Below are 20,148 nucleotides of genomic sequence, written 5' to 3' on the forward strand. Positions count from 1 at the left end.
GGCGGACGGGCGGGCGAGGCATCCGGGGCACGGCGCCGCCCGCCTTCGCCGTGCCCCCGTCCGTGCTTCCGTGCCTCGGGACTCCCGGACTCCCGGACCACCAGCCCCCCGGCCCTCCGGAGTTCGTGCCGGAGACTGGCGCCGGGCGCTCCCGCGCCGGGACGCGCCCGCCGCCCCGGATCGCGGGCGGCAGGCGGCGGCCGCGGCCGGGCACCCGACGGGTCCCGCACGCCGGGGGCGTGATCCGGGCGGTCGGCGCGCCCGGTCCCCCGGCGGCCGTCACGTCGTCCGTGCCGTCCCCGTCCCCTTCTCCGCGTCCAGGGCGTAGACGCAACGGTCCTTGCTGCAGGCGTAGACGACCCCGTCCCGGACGACCGGGGAGCCGGTGATCTCGCCGCCGGTCGCGAGTTTCCATCTCAGCCGGCCGTCGTCGGCCTTCAGGGTGTAGAGGAGATGGTCGGTGGAGCCGAAGTGGATCCGGCCCTCGGCGACCGCGGGGGCGCCCACGATGTCGCCGCCGGACTGGAAGCGCCACTTGGGCGTGCCGGTGACGGCGTCCAGGGTGTAGAGGCCCTTGCCGCTGCCGACGTGGACGTGCCCGGCGGCGGCCAGGACCGGCTCCACGGAGGAGCGGGCCTCGGTGGCGATGCGCCAGCGGTCGCGGCCGTCGGTGGCGTCGAGGGCGTAGACCGTGCCGAGGTAGTCGGCGAGGTACACACCGCCGCCGGCGACGGCCGGGCCGGGGACGAAGGCGGGCGGTGAGAGGAAGACCGCGGGGGCCTCGAAGTGCCAGCGGACGTGCCCGCCGGCGATGTCCAGGGCCAGGACGCGGGTGCCCGCACAGACGTACACGTATCCGTCGGGCGCGGGGGCGAGGCGGACCGGGACACCGCCGCAGGAGGCCGCGTCGCCGATGGGGTACGACCAGCGCTCCTCGCCCGTGCGCGCGTCCAGGGCGCGCAGGCGGGCGTCCTGCCAGACGTAGACCGTGCCGTCGTGGACGGCGGGGCCGGCCTCCGGGGACTCGAAGTCGGTCTGGCAGCCGGTGACCTCCCACAGCTTCTGGCCGGTGGACGCCTCCCAGCCCTGCACGCCGCCGCCGCGAGTACCGGTGACGACGGTGCCGCGGTCGGCCTGGAGCGAGTACACCCAGGCGTCCGTGGACAACCGCCACAGGTCGCCGCCCTCGCGGGCGTCCAGGGCGAACAGGGTGGGGCCGTCGGAGGCGTGGATCCGGCCGTCGGCGACCGCCATCGACCAGGCGACGTCCCGGGTCTTGAACCGGCGGCGGCCGGTGGCCACGTCGAGGGCGTGCACCTCGAAGGAGGTGACGTAGACGAGGTCACCGGCGACGGACGGGGTGCCCCATACGTCGTTGGACATCCGGAAACGCCACGGCCGCCAGCCGCTCGGCTGCTCCGGCGTCCCGGCGGGCGCCCCGGCCGGGTCGGGGTCGGCGCCGTTGACGCCGGGCCGGGTCCTGGACCAGGAGGCGGCGAGGGCGGCCTCCGGCGGGGGCGCCTTGACGGCGGCGGCGCGTGTGTCGGCGACGCGCGGGCCGGGACCGATGGGCACCGCGGCACCGGCCAGCCGGACCGGGCCCGGGTCGGGGGCGACGCCGGCCGGCACCGGCGGCCGGGGCGGGGGCGGCGGGATGACGGGGTCGACCGGGGGCGGGGGCGGCACCGCGGGCCGGCCGCCGCCGACGCTGCGGCCCGGCCCGGGGGCGGGGCGGGCGGGCGGACGGCCGCCCCGGCGTCCCTCGATCAGGCTCACCGCCCGCTCGGGCAGCCACGCGGAAGCCGTACCGCTGTCGTCGGAGCCGGAGCCGAACAGGTGCGGGGCGAGCTGGGACTGGAGGTCGGCGGGGCTGGGCCGGGCCGGGGCCTCCATCTGCATGCAGGATTCGATCAGCGGGCGCAGCTCGTCCGGGAGACCGTCCAGGTCCGGACCCTCACGCAGCAGCATGAAGACCGTCTCGACCGGGTTCGCGCCGTGGAACGGGGCGTGTCCGGTGGCCGCGAAGACCAGGGTGGAACCGAGGGAGAACACGTCGCTGGCGCCGGTGACGCTGCGGGAGTCCTTGGCCTGCTCGGGAGACATGTAGGCGGGGGTGCCGACGGCGACGTTCGTCATCGTCAGGCGGGTGTTCGACACACCGGAGGCGATCCCGAAGTCGATCACCCGCGGGCCGTCCTCGACGACGAGGACGTTCGACGGCTTGAGGTCGCGGTGGACGAGCCCGGCACCGTGGATCGAGTGCAGCGCCTCCGCCACTCCGGCCGCCAGCCAGCGCACCGCCTGGGCCGGCATCGGCCCGCACTCGTTCACTATTTCCTCGAGGGAGGGCGCGGGGACGTACGCGGTGGCCAGCCACGGCACGGCGGCGCGCGGATCGGCGTCCACCACGGCCGCGGTGTAGAAACCGGAGACGGCTCGGGCAGCCTCCACCTCGCGTGTGAAGCGGACGCGGAACAACTGGTCCTCGGCCAGCTCGGTGCGGACCGTCTTGATCGCCACGCGCCGGCCGGACGCCGACCGCGCGAGATAGACCAGCCCCATGCCGCCGGCACCCAGCCGTCCCAGCACCTCGAACGGCCCGATACGCCGCGGATCGTGCTGCGTCAGCTGATCCACCACTTTGCCTGCCACCTCCCCGTACGAGTCGCGCCACCACCTGTGCGCGACCGAAGTGCAGCGTCTCACCACCGCAGCCCCGTGGCGGCACGCACCCCGATTCTTCCTGTCCGGGGCCCTGGTTGCGAACCCGGCGACATAGGGGGTGTCCGGTGTCATATGCAAAGCAATGGGGCGGACAGGGGGCAGGGTGGGCGGCCGAAGGGCCGCCCGGTGTCCGCTCAGCGGGACAGCAGGGCGAAGGAGGCGCCCTGGTCGTCGGTGACCACGGCCACCGTGCCGTACGACGTCTCGAAGGGCGGCACCTGGACGCGGCCGCCGAGCCGGGTCACGTCCGCCATGGCGGCCTCGGGGTCCTCGACGGCGAAGTGCACGAGGAAATGGGGCGGCATCTCGGCCGGAAAGACGCCGGAGACCGGGGCGCGGCCGAAGTCGGGCTCGGTGTCCTTCCCGAACAGGGCGTCGTGGAAGAGGGCACCGTAGAAGGCGTTGGCGGCCTCGGTGTTCCGGGTGTAGAGCTCGGCCCAGGCGAAGGCGCCCCGCTCGTGCCGGCGGCCGAAGCCGGGTCGTCCGCCGGCCTGCCACAGGGAGAAGACGGCGCCCTCGGGATCCGTGACGAGTGCGGTGACGCCGAGTCCGCCGACCGCGCGCGGCGCCGAGACGAGCCGTCCGCCCGCCGTGAGGATCCGCCGGCACAGCGCCTCGGCGTCCGGGGTCGCGAAGGACACCGTCCACACGGTGGGGAGCCGGCCGTCCGTCTTGTGCGCGAGGGACGCCACCGGCTTGCCGCCGAGCAGGGCCCGCACGGTCCCCAGGGGCGGCGAGGGCCGCACGGACTGCGCGGGGCGCGTGACCGGTGAGGGCCACTCGGGCTGCTCCGGCTGGTCTTCGAACGTCCACTCGAAGAGTTCGCCGTAGAACCGCTTGCCCGCCTCCACGTCGGGAAGCTGCGCGTCCACCCAGCACGGGGTGCCCTCCGTGTACTCCGATGCCCTGTTTTCGGCCATGCCGTCAAAGTAGCGGTGCCGCACGCACCGCGCAGACCAGGCACACCTGGCGCGGCCGCCCCTCGCACCCCATTTGCAGTCGGCCGAATCGCGCTCCCATCACCCCTCGGTAAGCTGACGTCATGACAGGACAAGTGCGTACCGTCGACGGCCGCGTGGCCGGCCGGCGAGGGCAGGCGACCCGGCAGAAGCTGCTCGACTGCCTCAGCGAGATGCTCAGCTCCTCCCCCTACCGGGATGTCAAAGTCATCGATGTCGCCCGGAAGGCGGGGACTTCGCCCGCGACCTTTTATCAGTACTTCCCCGACGTCGAGGGCGCCGTCCTGGAGATCGCGGAGCACATGGCTTCCGAGGGCGCCGAGTTGACGGAACTGATCGAGGGCCGTTCCTGGGTCGGCAAGGCCGGCTGGCAGACCGCGCAGGAACTCGTGGACGGCTTCCTGGACTTCTGGAAGCGCAACGACGCGATCCTGCGTGTCGTCGATCTCGGTGCCGCCGAGGGCGACAAGCGCTTCTACAAGATCCGCATGAGGATTCTCAACTCGGTGAACAACTCCCTGGCGGACGCCGTCGCCGGGTTGCAGGCCAAGGGACGGGTCGACAAGGACGTCAACCCCGCCGCGATGGCCGGTTCCCTGGTCACCATGCTCGCGGCCGCCGCCTCGCACCAGAAAGGTTTCACCTCCTGGGGCGTGAAGCAGGCGGAACTCAAACCCAACCTGGCCCTGTTGGTCCACCTGGGCGTCACCGGCAAGAAACCGACCAAGTGAACGGGACGCCCACAGCCCTTTTCCCTCATTCCCCAGTCGCCCCACGTCCTGTCCGGCAGGCGGTGGTTCACTCCGGTGAACCACCGCCTGTCGCTTTTCCGGCCGCTCTGCCGGGGCCGCCACGCACACCGGAGCCACGGACGCCGCCCTCCCCCCGCCCGCGTCGGCGGCACGAGCGGAGGCGGGGGGTCCGTATCAGCGAAGGGGGAACACGGCCGCGTGCGCTCCCGTTGAGCACTCCGTGAGGGGTCCCGAGCCGGCCGACGGCCCGCCCGCGCGACCCGGCCGCCCGGACGCGGGCCGGAGCGCGCGAGAGCACACCCGAGTGACACCCCGGCAACCACAGCAGCCCGCACGCCGCAGACGTCGCAGGAGGAACCCGCAATGGCCCTGACCCGAGAAGAGCGCGAACAGTTCCTGGCCGAGCCCCATGTCGCCGCGATCGCCGTCGACTCGGGTGAGGGGCGCGCGCCCCTCACCGTGCCGATCTGGTACCAGTACGCGCCCGGCGAAGACGTATGGATCATGACGGGACTGGGCTCCCGCAAGAACCGGCTGATCGGCGCGGCGGGCCGGTTCTCCCTCATGGTCGACCGCCTCGACCCCACCATCCGCTACGTCTCGGTCGAGGGGCCGGTCGTCGAGACCACCCCGGCGACCGTCGAGCAGCTGCGGGAGCTCGCTTCCCGCTACCTCCCGGCCGACAAGGTCGAGGGTTACGTCGCCTTCGCCTGGAAGGAGCACGGCGAGCAGGTCGTCGTGCGCATGCGGCCCGAGCGCTGGGTGTCGTCCGACCTCGGATCCGTGTGAGAGCGGATCCGGACGACAAGCCGCACGACGGTACGACGACGCGAGGGACAGGAACGACCGGGGTATGGGAACCGACCTTCACGAGCTGCTGACGTCGCTTCGGGTGTGGGACCCGGAGGTCACCGACCTTCCGGTGCTCGACCCGGCCGCCGCCCCCGCCGAGCCGCTGCCGCTGTTCACGCGGTGGTTCGCCGAGGCGGTGGCGGCCGGCCAGCCCGAACCGCACACCATGTCGCTCGCCACGGCGGACGCGGAGGGGCTGCCCGACGTACGGATCGTGATGCTGCACGGCGCGGACGCGGACGGCTGGTCCTTCGCTACCCACACCCACAGCCGCAAGGGCGGCCACCTCGCCGCCCGCCCGTACGCGGCGCTGGCCTTCTACTGGCCGGTGCTGGGCCGCCAGGTCCGGGTCCGCGGGTCCGTCGTCACCGCCCCGGCCGAGGAGGCACGCGCCGATCTGCGCGCCCGCTCGGCCGGGGCGCTGGCCTCCGCGCTCACCGGCCGCCAGAGCGAGGTCCTCGGCTCCCCCGAGGAACTGGCCCGCGCCTCGCAGGCCGCCTGGGAGCTGGCGCGGCGGGAGCCGGACACCCCGGTTCCGTCCTGGACCCTGTACCGCCTGCGCCCGGACGAGGTGGAGTTCTTCCAGGGCGACTCCCTCCGCCGTCACACCCGTCTGCGTTACCGCCGGTCGCCGCGGTCACCGCGGGAGGAGTGGGCCAGGGAACTCCTCTGGCCGTGAGGAAGCGACAACGGCGGTGCGGGGCCGGGCGGTTCGGGCCGGGAGTCATCGCGCGAGGCGTCCCCTTCACATCCGGGCACCCTGCGTCACCGGTCCCGCCCCGACTCCCGCAGACGTGATCAATCCGCAACCAATTCCGGTCTTGACCGAGACCCATCAAGCATGTGCGGGATTACGCTCGCGCTCATGGCCGACTCCACCACACCCCCGAACCCCACGGCACCGCACCGGGAAGACCGTCCCGCCTATGTCATCGGCGGTGGTCCCGGCGGGCTCGCCGTCGCGTACGCGCTGCGCGCCCGGGGCGTGCGGGCCGTCGTCCTGGAGCGGTCCGACCACGTGGGCGCGTCCTGGCGACGCCACTACGACCGGCTGCGGCTGCACACCACCCGGCGCATGTCCGCGCTGCCCGGCCTGCCGATACCGCGGCGGTTCGGACGGTGGGTCGCCCGCGACGACATGGTCCGGTACCTGGAGAAGTACGCCGAGCACCACCGCCTGGAGATCGTCACCGGGGTCGAGGTCTCCCGCGTCGAGCGCACCGCCGACGGCACCGGCTGGCTGCTGCACGCCACCGGGGGCCGCGAGCTGACCGGCGCCGCGGTCGTGGTCGCGACGGGCTTCAACCACACGCCCCGGCTGCCCGACTGGCCCGGCCGGGACGCCTACACCGGCACGTTCCTGCACGCCTGCGAGTACCGCAACGCGCAGCCCTTCGCGGGCCGGGACGTCCTCGTCGCGGGGATCGGCAACACGGGCGCGGAGATAGCCGTCGACCTGGCGGAGGGCGGCGCCTCCCGGGTACGGCTGTCGGTCCGTACCGTCCCGCACATCGTGCGCCGTTCGACCGCGGGCTGGCCCGCCCAGAACTCGGCCGTCCTGGTGCGCCGGCTGCCGGTGGGGCTCGTCGACCGGCTGTGCCGGGTGCAGGCCGGGGTGACGATGCCGGACCTCTCGGCCCAGGGCCTGCCGCGCCCGGACAGCGGCCTCTACAGCAGGGTGCTGGAAGGCGCCATTCCCGTGCAGGACGTCGGCCTGGTCGACGCCGTGCGCAAGGGCACGGTGGAGATCGTGGCCGCCGTCGAGGGGTTCGAGGACGGGAAGGTCGTCCTCGCCGACGGCAACCGCGTCGGCCCGGAGGCGGTGATCGCGGCCACCGGGTACACGCGCGCCCTGGAAGGTCTCGTCGGCCACCTCGGCGTCCTCGACGACCGGGGCAGACCCCTCGTCCGCGGCGCCGGCACCCCGCCCGACGCCCCCGGCCTGTACTTCACCGGTTTCACCAACCCCATCAGCGGCAACCTCCGTGAACTGGCCATCGACGCGGAGAAGATCGCCAGGGCACTGACCCGCCGCGGGGCACCGGGCATCTCCCGGCTCCCCGACTGACGACCACCGCCTCCGGCCCCGGTACCGGCCCGGGCGGTCTCCTGTCGGCCGACCCGGCTCTCCACAGGCGCTCCTGAGGCCTCGTCGCTTCAGGGCCCCGGCAGGGCGTCAGCCGCCCGGCGCCCGTCAGCCCACGGCGGGTCCCGGCGTACGCGGCCGCCTGCGGATCACCAGCGCCATCAGCGCCGCCGCCGCGCACAGGGCGCCGGAGGCGTACCAGACCACGTCGTAGGAGCCGAAGACGTCGCGCGCGACGCCGCCGAGGAAGGCGACCAGGGCGGCACCGACCTGGTGGGAGGCCAGCACCCAGCCGAAGACGATGGCGCTGTCGTCGCCGTAGTGCTCGCGGCACAGGGCGAGGGTGGGCGGGACGGTGGCGACCCAGTCGAGGCCGTAGAAGACGATGAAGAAGACCATCGGGGGATGGATGCCGGGCGCCAGGAGCATGGGCAGGAAGAGCAGGGAGATGCCGCGCAGGGCGTAGTAGACGGCGAGCAGACGGCGCGGCTCGAAGCGGTCGGTGAACCAGCCGGAGGCCACCGTGCCGACGACGTCGAAGATCCCGATGACGGCCAGCAGGGACGCGGCGGTGGTGACCGGCATGCCGTGGTCGTGGGACGCGGGCACGAAATGGGTCTGGATCAGGCCGTTGGTCGAGGCGCCGCAGATCGCGAAGGAGCCGGCGAGCAGCCAGAACGGTCCGGTGCGCACCGCCGAGAACAGAATGGTGAGCGCGCGGCGGGCGGCACCGGGAACGGGCTCGGGCTTGGGGACGAACTCCTTCGCCCCGTAAGGCTTCTGGCCCACGTCGGCCGGGTGGTCGCGCAGCAGCAGCCAGACGAAGGGGACGACCGCGAGCGCGGCGAGCGCCACCGTGACGGCCGCCGGGCGCCAGTCGTGCGTCGCGACGATCCAGGAGACCACGGGCAGGAAGATCAGCTGTCCTGAGGCGGACGCGGCGGTGAGGATGCCGGTGACCAGACCGCGGCGTTCGGTGAACCAGCGGTTGGTCACGGTCGCGGCGAACGCCAGCGCCATCGAGCCGGAGCCGAGGCCCACCAGCAGGCCCCAGCACAGCATGAGCTGCCAGGGCGCCGTCATCCACACCGTCAGCCCGGAGCCGAGCGCGATCGCGGTCAGGGCCACCGCGACGACCCGCCGGATGCCGTAGCGGTCCATCAGCGCCGCCGCGAAGGGGGCGGTGAGGCCGTACAGGGCGAGGTTCACGGAGACCGCGGCGCCGATGGTCCCGCGCGACCAGCCGAACTCCTCGTTCAACGGGTCGATGAACAGCCCCGGCACCGAGCGGAAGGCGGCGGCGCCGATGATCGTCACGAAGGTGACGGCGACGACGAACCACGCGCGGTGGACGCGGGGGCGGCGCGGGCCGGGGCGGGTCCGCCGGCCGCCCGCCCGCGGTCCGTCCCGCTCCTCGGCGTCCGGCTGCCCCACCGTGTCGGCTGTCTCGCTCGTCCGGGTCACGTCATAGAGCTTCCGCGCGCGGGGCCCTCGCATCGAGTGGCCCGAAGGACATTGTTCGCTAGGATCGGGCCATGGAATCGGCCGACCCCGCCCCCGACGCCCCCGGCACCGACGTCTTCGAGCCGCACCGCGTCGTCGTCCTCGCCCTGGACGGGCTGCTCCCCTTCGAACTGGGCATCCCGCACCGCATCTTCGGCCGCCCCCGCGACGCCGGGGGGCGGCCGCTGTACGAGGTGGTCACCTGCTCCGTCCGGCCGCCCGGACCGGTCGAGACCGACGCGGACTTCTCCCTCCACGTCCCCCACGGCCCGGAGGCCCTGGCCACCGCCGACACGGTGATCGTCCCGGCCTCCTACGAGCTGGGCCCGGTCTTCGAACGGGGCGAGCTGACCCCGGAACTGGCCGCCGCCCTCGCCCTCGTCCGCCCCGGCACCCGGCTCGCCTCCATCTGCACCGGCGTGTACGTCCTCGCCGCCGCCGGTCACCTCGAGGGCCGGCCCGCGACCACGCACTGGGCGGACGCCGCACGGTTCCAGCGGCTCTTCCCGGACGTCGACGTCGATCCGGACGTGCTGTTCATCGACGACGGAGACATCCTGACCTCGGCCGGGGTCGCGGCCGGCATCGACCTGTGCCTGCACATGGTCCGCCGCGACCATGGTGCCGCCGTGGCCAACGACGTGGCCCGCCGTACGGTCGTACCGCCGCATCGCGACGGCGGGCAGGCGCAGTACATCGAGCGGCCGGTGCCCGATCAGCAGCAGGTGTCCACGACGGGTGCCCGCGCCTGGGCACTGGGCCGGCTGCACGAGCCGATCCGGTTGCGCGACATGGCCGCCCGGGAGGCGATGTCGGTCCGCACCTTCACCCGCCGCTTCCGTGAGGAGACCGGGGTCAGTCCGGGGCAGTGGCTGACCCGGCAGCGGGTGGAGCGGGCCAGGCACCTGCTGGAGTCCACGGACCTGTCCGTGGACCAGGCGGCCCGTGACGCCGGGTTCGGCACCGCCCAGTCGCTGCGCCAGCACTTCCAGGCGGCGCTGGGGGTGACCCCGTCCGCGTACCGGCGGACCTTCCGGGCCGGGGGCGGGAACCTCGGGGGCAAGGGCGGGGGTGGGGCCAGGCGTCCCGCCACCGCGTCCGCGCGGGCCTTCTCGAAGTCACCCACCGGGTAGGCGGTGGTGACGGGTTCGTCCGGGAGGAGGCACCCCTGCCGGTACGGCTCGGCGTACCGGGCGACGTCCCGCCGGGGGCGGCGGGATCCGTAGCGGTGGAAGCGGGCATGCCACAGGGCCAGAACCGGAGTCCTGAATCCGGAATCCGGAATCCGAAAAGTTATCCACACCCTGTGGAGGAAGCGGCCGCCGCGCCTGCCGGACCCGCCCCCGCGGAACGCGGGAAGACGGCGACGGCGATGACGGCGACGCGGTGCGGTGCCGCCCGTCCCGAGCGCGCGGCACCGTACCGCCTTCCGACTCCGGCGCTCCCGCCCGGCTCCTCTCGGCCAGGAGAGAAGCGGCGCCGGAATCACGACCCACACTCGCCGAGGGCTCCCGTCGTCGAAGTCCTCGCCGTCCCCTCGCAGCGAATCGCTGACGAACAGCGTGATCACGCGGTCACATCACGTCAACACCGTTTCGGGCGGCTATGGATGAATCTGTGACACATGCCCGGTTATTCGGCGCCGCGCACGGAAGCACACCCGGCGCACCGGCTCGCGTCCCCGTCCGCACGACCGTCCCGCCGTGCATCGGTGCACCGGTGCGCACGTACAACCGTGCCCACCGGATCGCCCGGGGGCCCGGCTCCCTACACCGCCTCGTACGCGAAGCCGCCCCAGGTCGGGGCCGCGGCCTCCCGGGCCGCCGCACAGCGGTCGAGTTCGCACCAGATGCGCTTGCCGGCGCCGTCGGCGCTCCAGCCCCAGCGGTCGGCCAGGCCGTCGACGAGGGCGAGACCACGCCCGCCGGTCGAATCGCCGCCCACGCAGCGCGGCACCGGCGCCCTGGCGCTCCGGTCGGCGACCTCGAGGCGGACGGTGGCCTCCCCGGCCGTCGCACCCGGCAGGGAGAGTCTCAGTACGGCCGGACGGCCGGTGTGCACCACGGCGTTGGTGACGAGCTCCGAGACGAGCAGGACCAGCGTCTCGGCGAGCGGCTCGTCGGCCGCGATCCCCGAACCGGCCAGACGCGAGCGGGCCCACCGACGGGCCCGTCCCACCTCAGTGGGGTCGGGCCGGATCTCCAGCTGCACTTGAAGCACCTGCACCGCTCACACCATCCGAACCGGCGGACACTTGGACTCGCGCCTCACGAGGGCCACGATCGTAGCCATTCTCTGCATGGCCTGGACAACGGCCGGGACAGGGATCACGGAACGTGAATCCCTTGCAGGACAGCATGGTTGACGTACAGTCACGCCAACAAGCGCTTCGGGCATATTCCAGCGCGAAGGAGTACCCGTGCGGCATACTGTGCGACGCTCGCCCCGGCTGGTCGAACAGGCGGCTGCGGTCGGCCCGACAGCACGGCGAACGGCGGCGGGCACCGGCCGTTCCGGACTCGCCCCGGGGGCGGCTCCGGTGCGGTGTGTGCTCACAACCACTCGCATCCCACACAAGGTACCGGAGCGGACAGCCGACTCCAGGGCGTGACAAGTCACGCGTAGGACACAACCCGGTCTCAACGCTCCGTGACCTCCGGATGCCACGATCCGTGACATCCGTGCGGGGTGACCCACGACACCGCGGACACGACACCGCGGACGGGGGGCGGGCCGGGTGGTTCCGGCGGGCCGTTCGGCGCGCGGTTCGGCGGCGGGCGGCCGGGCCACCGTCCGGAAGTCCCCCGGCCGGCCGGCCGAACTGTTCACGGGGCCGGGCGTGTTGCACCATCGGCTCGCACGCGCTCGTGGCGGTGCCCGGCTGCTCGCCCGCGGTGACGGGAACGGGAACGGCGACCGGGCCGCCGTCCACCGCGGCGGCGGTGCGAGCTGCGGGAGCGTTACTCGGACACGGTGAAGTAGCGGGCGAAGGCGCCCACGATCTCTTCCTCGCCGATCCTGCCGTCGCCGTCCGTGTCCAGCGTGGCGGCGGTGGATCCGGCCAGGTCCCCGGGAACGCCGAGCGCCTTCAGGAGGCGGGCGGTCTCCTCGACGCCCACCGTGCCGTCGCCGTCGCCGCCACCGCCGGCCACGGCCAGGGCCGCGTGCAGGAAGGGCCGGGCGATCTCGGCGAACCGGTCCGGGGTGTCCCGCAGGCGCTTGACCGCGCCGTTCACGAACTCCCCGCGGGTGATGCGCTGGTCGCCGTCACGGTCGGCGATGCCCGCCATACCCTGCCAGAAGGCCTCGGCGCCGCCGTACAGCGCCTGGCCCCGGTCGGACCGGGCCCGGGTGCCGAACTCGGCGAGGAGCGCCTTGGCCGCTCCGCTGAAGTCCTCGCGGTCGATGTAGCCGTTGCCGTCCTGGTCGAAGGTGGCGAAGCGGGCCGCGATCCTGCGCTCGTACTCGCTGGTGACCATGTCTCTTTCAGGCCGCCTTAGGTCAGTGGGGTCCCAATGGGATCGTCTCGCTCGGAGCGTACGACGTGCGGTGCCTTCCGTGAGCCCGGAAACGACGCTTGCGCCGGGTCCGGGTCCGGGTCAGGCCGACAGCGGGCGCGAGTCCCCGTCCACCGCGGACGGGACGTCCGGGTGGACGTCGAAGAGCCGGCGCACCCCGAGCGCGCCGAGCACCCGGTTGACGTGGCTGCCGTCCTCGGCGCCCTGGGCGGGGAGGATCAGCCGCAGGCTGCCCTGGCACGAACGGAGCAGCCGACGGGTGGCGATGAGCACTCCCACGCCGCTGGAGTCGCAGAACCACACTTCGGAGAGATCGAGGACGATGCGGTGCCTGCCGTCGGCCACGACATCGTGCACGCGCTGGCGCAGCACCGGCGAGGTCACCAGGTCCAGTTCGCCCGACACCTGGAGCACGGCCCAATCGCCCTGCTCTCCGTCGGTCACATTGAAGGTCACCACCACGCCCTTCGCTCGCCGAAACGGAAGAAGCACCTACGCTTCCTTGCAGCGCGGCTGCCCACCGGCCGTGCCCTGAAACATGGCCCAAGAAACGGTGACCGAACAGAAAAGGCTTGTTTCAGTCGACTTCGATCCCATTCGATCGGTTCCGATCGACGAAGGGCTGGGTAGGCAGGCCACCTGACGGCATCCGACGCTCACGCGGCCGCCCTTTACCACCTGGGGGCCGACGGGGGGCGCGCATTGCCGCAAAGGGGCGTGCGTGCCCGTACGTGCCGACTACATTCGTGGAGGCGGCGGGCGCCCGCCGGACCGGGCACGGCCGTCCCGGGCATCCGCCGGACCGGGCACGGCCGTCCCGGGACGCCGGAGAGGAGCAGGGGGTGAGGGGCCGCGTGACACGACAGGACGTACCGCCCCGCTGGGACCGCACGATGCAACAGCGGCTCGCCCGCGGAGAGGCCGCCGCGCTCGGTGAGCTCTACGACCGGTTCGCCTCCCTCGTGCACGGCCTCGCCCACCGCGTCCTCGGGGACGAGGACGCCTCGGACGCCGTCACGCGCGACGTCTTCGCCCACGTCTGGGAACATCCGGACGCCTACGACCCCCGGCAGGGCTCGCTGCGTACATGGATCGCCGCGCTGACGCGCGGGCTGTCCGTCGAGCGGCTGCGCGCCGGCGGGACCGCCGGGCTCGCCCGGGGCGGCGCCGGCAGCGCGCAGGAGCCGGAACACCAGGTCCTGCGCGCCTCGGTGGCCGCCCGCGCGGACTACATCGTGCACGCCATGCCGGTGTCGCTGCGGGCCGCGCTGGAGCTGGCGTACTTCCAGCGCCGGGACTGCCGGCAGACCGCCGCCGACCTCGGCGTCACCGAGGACGAGGCCCGCCGCCGCCTCCGGCTGGGCCTCCAACTGCTGGCCACGGCCCACGACGCCGAGGCCCCGGGCACCCCGCCCGGCATCGGGGGTGCGACGTGAGCGACGACCGTTTCGAGCCGTACGACGACCATGAGCACGGGCACGAGGAGCGGGAGGGGGACGGGGAGCGTCACGACGACACGGACGCGGGCCCACGCACGGGCTCGGGAAACGGGGCGGACGGCACACGCGAGCGGGACGTTCCGGGCGGTCCAAAGGGTGCTGCCGGGACCGGCCGCTCCGCCCGTGTACCGCCGCCCCGCACCTCCGTCGAGGACACCGGACAGCTCCTGCCGGCGGTGGCACCGGAACAGGAACCGGAACCCGAGTCGCTGACGCCGGGTCACCGGGTGCTGAAGTCACTGCTGGGCGCGTGGGCACTGGCCGCCTGTACGCCGGAGGAGGCGACGGCCGTCGAGGAGCACCTCGGCGACTGCGGGGCCTGCGCCGAGGAGGCGCTGCGCCTGCGGGACGCCGTCGGGCTGCTGCAGCGGCCCGAGAACCTCGACCTGGACCCGGGGCTGCGCACCCGCGTCCTGGAGTCCTGTCTCAAGCGGCGCCCGCCGCGCATCCCCGTACCGGACTGGGCCGCCGCCTACGACGCCGAGACGGCCCGGCTGGACGCGCTGCTCCAGGACTTCGGCGACACCGAGTGGCACGCGCCCGTGCGGCTGCGCTGGTACGAGGACGACGAGGCGGCCACCCGCCGCACCACCGTCGCCGGGGTCATCGCGCATCTGATGGCGGTCGACGGGCTGGTCGCGGCCGCCCTCGGCCTGACCGACCCGCTCGGCGACCTCGTGCCCGAGCCGGCCACCCCGTCGGCCCGTACCGAGGCGTTCTGGCGCGGCGCCCACCACCCGCCGACCCGCTCCGTGCGGACGCCCTGGCGTGCGCAGAGCCACGACCTGGTACGGACGGTGTCCTTCACGGACAACAGCGCGGGGCGGACGCCGGTCTCGTACGGCGGCTACGAGCTGCCGCTGCACGACGCGATGCTGGACCGCGCCTTCGAGTGCTGGGTGCACGGGGAGGACATCGCCGAGGCGGTGGACTATCCCTACGAGCCGCCGACCGGACGGCATCTGCACGGCATGGTCGACCTGGCCGCGCGGATGCTGCCGGCCGTCCTCGAAGCACGCCGGCAGGCCGGTCAGGAGGTCTCCACCGGGCGGCGGCTGGTCGCGGCCGGTGCGCCGGGGCGGAGCCTGCGGCTGGAGATCGAGGGGTCCGGCGGCGGGGAGTGGCTGATCCCGCTGGAGTCCCCGGCGGCCAAGGGGTCCGCGGAGCACGAGGTGGCCCACATCGCGCTCGACGGCTCGGAGTTCTGCCGCCTGGCCGCGGGCCACGTGTCTCCGCAGGAGGCGGCCGCCGGGCAGGTCGGGGACAAGGCCGCCATCCGGGACGTCCTGCTGGCGGCGGCCTCGATGAGCCGGATCTAGAGCCTGCCCGGAACCAGGGCCCGTCGGGGGAACGCCCCGGAACGGGCCCCACACCGGTCGCCGGCCGCGCTCCGCGGCTCCGCCCCCGTGCCGTCCGTGCCCCCGGCGGCCCCGGCGGCCCCGGCGGTTCAGGTGAAGACGACCGTCCGACGCCCGTTCAGCAGGATGCGGTGCTCCGCGTGCCACTTCACGGCGCGGGCGAGTGCCTGGCACTCGACGTCGCGGCCGACGGCGACGAGCTGGTCGGGGGTGACGTCGTGGCCCACCCGCTCGACCTCCTGCTCGATGATCGGGCCCTCGTCGAGGTCGGCGGTGACGTAGTGCGCGGTGGCACCGATCAGCTTCACGCCCCGGGCGTGCGCCTGGTGGTACGGCTTCGCGCCCTTGAAGCTCGGCAGGAAGGAGTGGTGGATGTTGATGATCTGCCCGGAGAGCTGCTTGCACAGGTCGTCCGAGAGGACCTGCATGTAGCGGGCGAGCACGACGAGTTCGACGCCCTCCTCGCGCACGATCTCCAGCAGCCTCGCCTCGGCCTGGGTCTTGGTGTCCTTCGTCACCGGGATGTGGTGGAAGGGGATGTTGTACGAGGCCACCAGTTCGGCGAAATCGGTGTGGTTGGACACCACTGAGGCGATCTCCACCGGCAGCGCGCCGATCCGGGCGCGGAACAGCAGGTCGTTCAGGCAGTGGCCGAACCTGCTGACCATCAGGACGATGCGCATCTTCTCGTCGGCGCGGCTTATCCGCCAGTCCATCCGGAACGCGTCACCGATCGCCGTGAAGCTCGCCCGCAGCTTCTCCACGGTCACCGGGGCCTCCGCGGAGAAGTGGACCCGCATGAAGAACAGCCCGGTGTCGTGGTCGCCGAACTGCTGGCTGTCCTCGATGTTGCAACCGGTCATGAACAGGTAGCTCGACACGGCGTGCACGATGCCCTGCTTGTCAGGGCAGGACAGGGTCAGAACGTACTGGTCGGCGGGGGCCTCTGCTCGGGTGGGCTGCTCACTCATGCGGAAAAGGGTCCCATACGCGGCTCCGGGCCGTGCGGCCGTTCCGCTACGCGGACCGGGTCAGGATGCTCAGCACCTCGAGGCTCTGCGGCGGGGTGTCGGGGTCCTCCCCGTCACTGGTCGCCAGCCGCACATGCGCGTCCCGCGCGGCGCGCACCGCGTCCGGCCACCCCTCGTGCGCGAGGTAGGCGGTGACGGGCGCGTCCGGACCGACCTGGTGCATGATCCGCAGCACGCGCAGCACCGCGGTGTCCACGAGCGCCGCCTCCTGGGAGTCGCGGAAGACCGTGCCCACGTACTTCTCGGCGGACCAGTTGTCCAGCCAGGTGTCCTCGACCAGCCGGTAGACCGCGTCGGTGACGTCGCCGTAGCCGTCCACACCGGCCAGCCAGACGCCGTGCTGGAACCCGGGGTCGGAAAGCATGTGCAGCGCGGAGCGCACATTGCTGCGCCAGCGCCACCAGGGCATGTCGTTGAGTGGCATGCCGCCCATGGTGAAGGAGCGACGGCCGCGACGGGAAGAGTTCTCCGAACCTTGCACGGTCGTCGATCGTACGTTTCGCCTCGCCACCGGTCACACCGGACCCGGCAATTCACCTCGCCGTCACTGTCCGTTGACGACAGGTCACCCACTGGTTGACGATGTGGGGGAATCGTGCGTGAACATGACCGGCAGTCCACGCAACCGCAGCCGCAGCCGCAGCAACCCCCTCCCCCGCCGCGGCCCTCGGCCGTCCAGAGCCGGCACCCTGACCGCGGGCGCGCTGGCGGCGACGATGCTGACCGCCGGATGCGGGGTCGTCCCCGGCCCGGGAGGCGCCGGCGACGAACCGATCACCGTCATGACCTGGGCACCCGAGAAGACCAGCGCCACCAACAAGCCGGGTATGCCCGCTTTCGCCCGGGCGTACGCGAGCTGGGTGAACGCCCGGGGCGGCATCAACGGCCGCGAGCTCGACGTGATCACCTGCAACGAGCACAACGACAGCGTGTCCGCCTCGCGGTGCGCCCGGACCGCCGTCAAGGAGAACGCCGTCGCTGTGGTCGGCTCGTACAGCCAGCACGCCGACGCGTTCCTGCCGACCCTCGAGGGCGCCGGCATCCCGTACATAGGCGGCTACGGCATCACCACCGACGAGTTCACCAGCCCGCTGTCCTATCCCGTCAACGGCGGCCAGCCGGCGCTGCTGGCGGGCCTCGGCCGCGCCCTCGCCGACGTCTGCGGGCCGGTCACCCTGATCCGGCCGGACACCATCGCGGGCGACCAGCTGCCCCCGCTGCTCGACTCGGGCCTGTCCGCGGGCGGCCACGAGCCGACCGCGGACCAGCGGGCGGCGGAGGAGGCCACCGAGTACGGCGGGCAGGCGAAGCGGGCCCTGGAGACCAGCACCGCCGGCCCGGAGGGCGAGGGCTGCGTGGTGCCCGCGCTCGGCGACCGCACCAGCACCTTCATGGACTCCTTCCGCCGCGCCCGCGCCGACTACCCGGACGTGCGCACCGCGACCGTGCTGGGCAGCGTCGACCAGACGACGATCAACGCGGCCGGCGGGGCGTCGGGCCCGTACGAGGGGTCGTACGTCACCGGCTGGTACCCGGCGTCGAGCGACGAGCTCTGGGACCCGATGAAGGACGTCATCAAGAAGGAGGCGTTCGGCGACAACCGGATCGACCCCGCCGACGCCGGCGTGCAGACCACCTGGATCGCCTACACGGTGTTCAGGCAGGTCCTCGAGTCGCTCGGCGACGGCGAGGTCAGCGCCGACACCGTGACCCGGACGCTGGACGACGGACTGAAGGCCGAGACGGGCGGGCTCACCCCCACCCTGCGCTGGCAGTTCCAGGACAAGCTGGCCGCTGTCGGCTTCCCCCGGCTGGTCAACGCCCACGTGACCTTCCAGGAGGTCGAGGACGGCCGGCTCGTGTCCGGCCGCGACGGCTTCATCGACGTGACGGACACGCTGCGCAACGTCGATCTGGCCTGACGCACGGGGCAGGACGTCCACCCGGCCGCGGCCGGGCCGGTCACAGCTGGGTCGGCTGCCGTTCGGTCAGGCCGTGCTCCCTGGCGATCGCGTTCCACAGCTCGGCGGCCCTGGTCTTCTCGGCGGTCGCGGTGCCACTGGCCTTGTTGGCGGCCGCGGTCTCGCCGGTCGAACGGGCCTGGCCCTTCTTGCAGCCCTTCTTGCCCGCGGTCTGGTCGGCCCAGGCCGCGTAGTGGTTGTCGGCCGACGCCGACGCCTGCCACGCCTTGGTGAGCGCGGCGGTCAGCGCCGCGTGCCCGGGCAGTTCGTCCACCGGGAGCGCGGTCAGGTCGGTGACGAGCTGGTTGCGCTGCCCGGCCGCGTCCCGCAGGTCCTTGGCCGCCTGCTGGAGGTCCTTGCAGGCCTTCACGTCCTCCACCGCGTTGATCACGGCGGACCGGCTGTCGCCGCTGTGGGCCAGCAGCTTGTCCAGCTCGACGGCCTGCTGCCGGACCGGGTCGACGGACGGCTCGGCGGACGGCTCGGCCGACGACGCCTCGCTCGCGGGCGCGGTGGCGGAGACCGTCTGGTTGCCGTCGCCGTCGTCGCCCCCGCCGCCGAGCAGGGCGCCCGCCCCGACGCCGAGCACGACGAGACCGACGCCGACCGCCGCGATCAGCGGCACCTTCGAACCCGTACGGCCGCCCCTGCCTCCGCCCTCGTTCCGACGTGCGGCACGCCGGCCGCCACCGCCGCCGCCGCCGTGTCCGGCCTGCGGAGGAGCGGGGGGCCGCTGGTGCTCGACGCGGGGCATCTGCTGGGTGGACCCGGCCTGCTCCTCGCCGCCGGAGGCACGGAAGAGGTTGTCGAACTCGGCGGGCGGCTGCCGGTTCCCTTCGTCGGCGGGAACACCGGAGGGAGCACCGGGCGCGGCGCCGTACGGCGTGCCCTGGGGCCGGTCGGTCACCGGTGCCATGAACTGGGTGGCCTCGGCGTCGGGGTTGCCCGCGGGCGGTGGCGGTCCGCCGTCCCGGCCCTGGGCGGGCAGACCCAGGTAACGGGTCGCTTCGTCGTGTGCGGCGGGCATCTCGGGAGGCAGCGCTCCCGGACCCACCGGGGGTATGAACTGGGTCGCCCCCTCGTCCACGGGGGCGGCGGGCACCGGCGGCATGAACTGGGTGGCCCCCTCCGACCCGTCGGGCAGCGCGCCCGCCCCGCCGGAGCCGTACGCGCCGGCGGGGGCACCGTATCCGGAACCCTGCTGCGGCGGCAGCGGAGTGCCTCCGCCCTGCTGCCCGTACCCGCCCGCCCCTCCGGGGGCGGAGCCGCCTGCCGCGTTCGGTTCGTACGTCGGGGCGTACGGGGAGTGGGTCCCGTAGGTCCCGCCGTGGGCCGGGGCCTGCGCGCCTTCGGGCGGCAGCGGGCCCGGGCCCTGCTGACCCGCGGCCGGGCCCTGCGTGCCCCAGGGCGCCGGTTCCCGCGTATCCCACTGCTGGGCGGGCGGGGACGACTGCCACTCCTGTCCGGACTGCGGCTGCGACGCGGGCGGCGTCTGCTGCTCGGGCCCCCACGGCGTGCCCCAGGTCCGGCCGCCGGCCGGCCCGGTCGCGTCGGGCGCCCGTCCGTCCGGCGCGACCGGACCGGCCGGGGTACCCGTCATGCCCGGCAGCAGGGGCTCGCCGCCGTCGGAGGGCAGCACGATGCCTTCGCGCGCGGGGCGCGCCGAGGGCTCCTCGCCCTGTCCACTCTGCGTCACCGGGACTCCTACCCATGGGGAACCTTGTGGATCGTCGGCTCACGCTACCGGGTCTCCGGAGCCCGGTGCCACGCAGCACAGGACCTGACCTCATGCCCTGTGAACGCGGTAACAAAACCGGGTCACCGCACGCTGTTCACGTCACCCCCTCCGCTCCGCTCCCGCGTCGACCCCGCGTTGCCCGCCCGTTCACCCGGGACCACCCCGGG

The 20,148-nt window shown here is 73.5% G+C and carries 17 protein-coding genes; 8 read left to right on the top strand and 9 right to left on the bottom strand.

Going from position 1 to position 20,148, the window contains the following annotated elements:
• Positions 1 to 279 precede the first annotated feature (279 nt).
• Together afsK and kbpA are read right to left on the bottom strand one after the other, a co-directional pair.
• Positions 280 to 2,640 (bottom strand): protein serine/threonine kinase AfsK, encoded by a 2,361-nt coding sequence (gene afsK, locus ACWZEH_RS14745; protein WP_456198775.1) that lies wholly within the window; start codon positions 2,638 to 2,640, stop codon positions 280 to 282.
• 218 nt (positions 2,641 to 2,858) lie between these two features.
• Positions 2,859 to 3,644, bottom strand: coding sequence for an AfsK-binding protein KbpA (gene kbpA, locus ACWZEH_RS14750; protein ID WP_456198777.1), 786 nt, complete (start codon positions 3,642 to 3,644; stop codon positions 2,859 to 2,861).
• Between the two features lie 134 nt (positions 3,645 to 3,778).
• Between kbpA and ACWZEH_RS14755 the strand changes: the two genes are divergently transcribed.
• From ACWZEH_RS14755 to ACWZEH_RS14770, 4 genes are all read left to right on the top strand, one after another.
• Complete coding sequence (locus tag ACWZEH_RS14755; protein ID WP_456199604.1) at positions 3,779 to 4,414, top strand: TetR family transcriptional regulator; 636 nt, start codon at positions 3,779 to 3,781, stop codon at positions 4,412 to 4,414.
• A gap of 384 nt (positions 4,415 to 4,798) precedes the next feature.
• Positions 4,799 to 5,224: a pyridoxamine 5'-phosphate oxidase family protein gene (locus tag ACWZEH_RS14760; protein WP_456198779.1), complete on the top strand. Its 426-nt coding sequence runs from the start codon at positions 4,799 to 4,801 to the stop codon at positions 5,222 to 5,224.
• Positions 5,225 to 5,288: 64 nt separating this feature from the next.
• The gene (locus ACWZEH_RS14765) at positions 5,289 to 5,966 is read left to right on the top strand and encodes a pyridoxine/pyridoxamine 5'-phosphate oxidase (RefSeq protein ID WP_456198781.1); all 678 of its coding nucleotides are present in this window, start codon (positions 5,289 to 5,291) and stop codon (positions 5,964 to 5,966) included.
• A gap of 186 nt (positions 5,967 to 6,152) precedes the next feature.
• Positions 6,153 to 7,355 carry a flavin-containing monooxygenase gene (locus tag ACWZEH_RS14770; RefSeq protein ID WP_456198783.1) on the top strand — a complete coding sequence of 401 codons (1,203 nt, stop codon included), beginning with the start codon at positions 6,153 to 6,155 and terminating at the stop codon, positions 7,353 to 7,355.
• A gap of 126 nt (positions 7,356 to 7,481) precedes the next feature.
• On the opposite strand, the gene ACWZEH_RS14775 is transcribed toward ACWZEH_RS14770, so the two are convergent.
• Positions 7,482 to 8,837: an MFS transporter gene (locus ACWZEH_RS14775; RefSeq protein ID WP_456198785.1), complete on the bottom strand. Its 1,356-nt coding sequence runs from the start codon at positions 8,835 to 8,837 to the stop codon at positions 7,482 to 7,484.
• 71 nt (positions 8,838 to 8,908) lie between these two features.
• On the opposite strand from ACWZEH_RS14775, the gene ACWZEH_RS14780 reads away from it, so the two are divergent.
• Positions 8,909 to 10,009, top strand: a complete 1,101-nt coding sequence (locus tag ACWZEH_RS14780) for a GlxA family transcriptional regulator (protein WP_456198786.1) — start codon at positions 8,909 to 8,911, stop codon at positions 10,007 to 10,009.
• A 634-nt stretch (positions 10,010 to 10,643) separates the two neighbouring features.
• Here ACWZEH_RS14780 and ACWZEH_RS14785 read toward each other — a convergent pair.
• The 3 genes from ACWZEH_RS14785 to ACWZEH_RS14795 all read right to left on the bottom strand — a co-directional run bounded on the left by ACWZEH_RS14785 (position 10,644) and on the right by ACWZEH_RS14795 (position 12,856).
• Positions 10,644 to 11,087, bottom strand: coding sequence for an ATP-binding protein (locus tag ACWZEH_RS14785; protein ID WP_456199606.1), 444 nt, complete (start codon positions 11,085 to 11,087; stop codon positions 10,644 to 10,646).
• Positions 11,088 to 11,836: 749 nt separating this feature from the next.
• On the bottom strand, positions 11,837 to 12,355 hold the full coding sequence (locus ACWZEH_RS14790) for an EF-hand domain-containing protein (RefSeq protein ID WP_456198788.1): 519 nt from the start codon (positions 12,353 to 12,355) through the stop codon (positions 11,837 to 11,839).
• 120 nt (positions 12,356 to 12,475) lie between these two features.
• A complete protein-coding gene (locus ACWZEH_RS14795; RefSeq protein WP_456199607.1) occupies positions 12,476 to 12,856 on the bottom strand; it encodes an STAS domain-containing protein in 381 nt (126 codons plus the stop codon).
• A 392-nt stretch (positions 12,857 to 13,248) separates the two neighbouring features.
• On the opposite strand from ACWZEH_RS14795, the gene ACWZEH_RS14800 reads away from it, so the two are divergent.
• Together ACWZEH_RS14800 and ACWZEH_RS14805 are read left to right on the top strand one after the other, a co-directional pair.
• Entirely contained in the window at positions 13,249 to 13,830 is a 582-nt protein-coding gene (locus ACWZEH_RS14800; protein ID WP_456198790.1) for a sigma-70 family RNA polymerase sigma factor, read from the top strand.
• Complete coding sequence (locus ACWZEH_RS14805; RefSeq protein ID WP_456198791.1) at positions 13,827 to 15,212, top strand: maleylpyruvate isomerase N-terminal domain-containing protein; 1,386 nt, start codon at positions 13,827 to 13,829, stop codon at positions 15,210 to 15,212. Before ACWZEH_RS14800 ends, ACWZEH_RS14805 begins: the two co-directional genes overlap by 4 nt.
• A gap of 128 nt (positions 15,213 to 15,340) precedes the next feature.
• On the opposite strand, the gene purU is transcribed toward ACWZEH_RS14805, so the two are convergent.
• Positions 15,341 to 16,222: a formyltetrahydrofolate deformylase gene (purU, locus tag ACWZEH_RS14810; protein ID WP_456198793.1), complete on the bottom strand. Its 882-nt coding sequence runs from the start codon at positions 16,220 to 16,222 to the stop codon at positions 15,341 to 15,343.
• Between the two features lie 46 nt (positions 16,223 to 16,268).
• Positions 16,269 to 16,715 carry an SCO4402 family protein gene (locus tag ACWZEH_RS14815; RefSeq protein WP_456198795.1) on the bottom strand — a complete coding sequence of 149 codons (447 nt, stop codon included), beginning with the start codon at positions 16,713 to 16,715 and terminating at the stop codon, positions 16,269 to 16,271.
• A 172-nt stretch (positions 16,716 to 16,887) separates the two neighbouring features.
• Here ACWZEH_RS14815 and ACWZEH_RS14820 point away from each other — a divergent pair, with 172 nt between their 5' ends.
• A complete protein-coding gene (locus ACWZEH_RS14820; protein ID WP_456198797.1) occupies positions 16,888 to 18,204 on the top strand; it encodes an ABC transporter substrate-binding protein in 1,317 nt (438 codons plus the stop codon).
• 40 nt (positions 18,205 to 18,244) lie between these two features.
• On the opposite strand, the gene ACWZEH_RS14825 is transcribed toward ACWZEH_RS14820, so the two are convergent.
• The gene (locus ACWZEH_RS14825; RefSeq protein ID WP_456198799.1) at positions 18,245 to 19,939 is read right to left on the bottom strand and encodes a hypothetical protein; all 1,695 of its coding nucleotides are present in this window, start codon (positions 19,937 to 19,939) and stop codon (positions 18,245 to 18,247) included.
• Positions 19,940 to 20,148: the final 209 nt, after the last annotated feature.

The sequence above is a fragment of the Streptomyces yamdrokensis genome (genome assembly GCF_053890455.1).

Excerpts from the sequence above, each read along its gene's own strand:
- kbpA (WP_456198777.1), bottom strand. The coding sequence starts at position 3,644 with ATGGCCGAAAACAGGGCATCGGAGTACACGGAGGGCACCCCGTGCTGG.
- ACWZEH_RS14790 (WP_456198788.1), bottom strand. The coding sequence starts at position 12,355 with ATGGTCACCAGCGAGTACGAGCGCAGGATCGCGGCCCGCTTCGCCACC.
- ACWZEH_RS14815 (WP_456198795.1), bottom strand. The coding sequence starts at position 16,715 with ATGGGCGGCATGCCACTCAACGACATGCCCTGGTGGCGCTGGCGCAGC.
- ACWZEH_RS14780 (WP_456198786.1), top strand. The coding sequence starts at position 8,909 with ATGGAATCGGCCGACCCCGCCCCCGACGCCCCCGGCACCGACGTCTTC.
- ACWZEH_RS14760 (WP_456198779.1), top strand. The coding sequence starts at position 4,799 with ATGGCCCTGACCCGAGAAGAGCGCGAACAGTTCCTGGCCGAGCCCCAT.
- ACWZEH_RS14820 (WP_456198797.1), top strand. The coding sequence starts at position 16,888 with ATGACCGGCAGTCCACGCAACCGCAGCCGCAGCCGCAGCAACCCCCTC.
- ACWZEH_RS14765 (WP_456198781.1), top strand. The coding sequence starts at position 5,289 with ATGGGAACCGACCTTCACGAGCTGCTGACGTCGCTTCGGGTGTGGGAC.
- ACWZEH_RS14770 (WP_456198783.1), top strand. The coding sequence starts at position 6,153 with ATGGCCGACTCCACCACACCCCCGAACCCCACGGCACCGCACCGGGAA.
- purU (WP_456198793.1), bottom strand. The coding sequence starts at position 16,222 with ATGAGTGAGCAGCCCACCCGAGCAGAGGCCCCCGCCGACCAGTACGTT.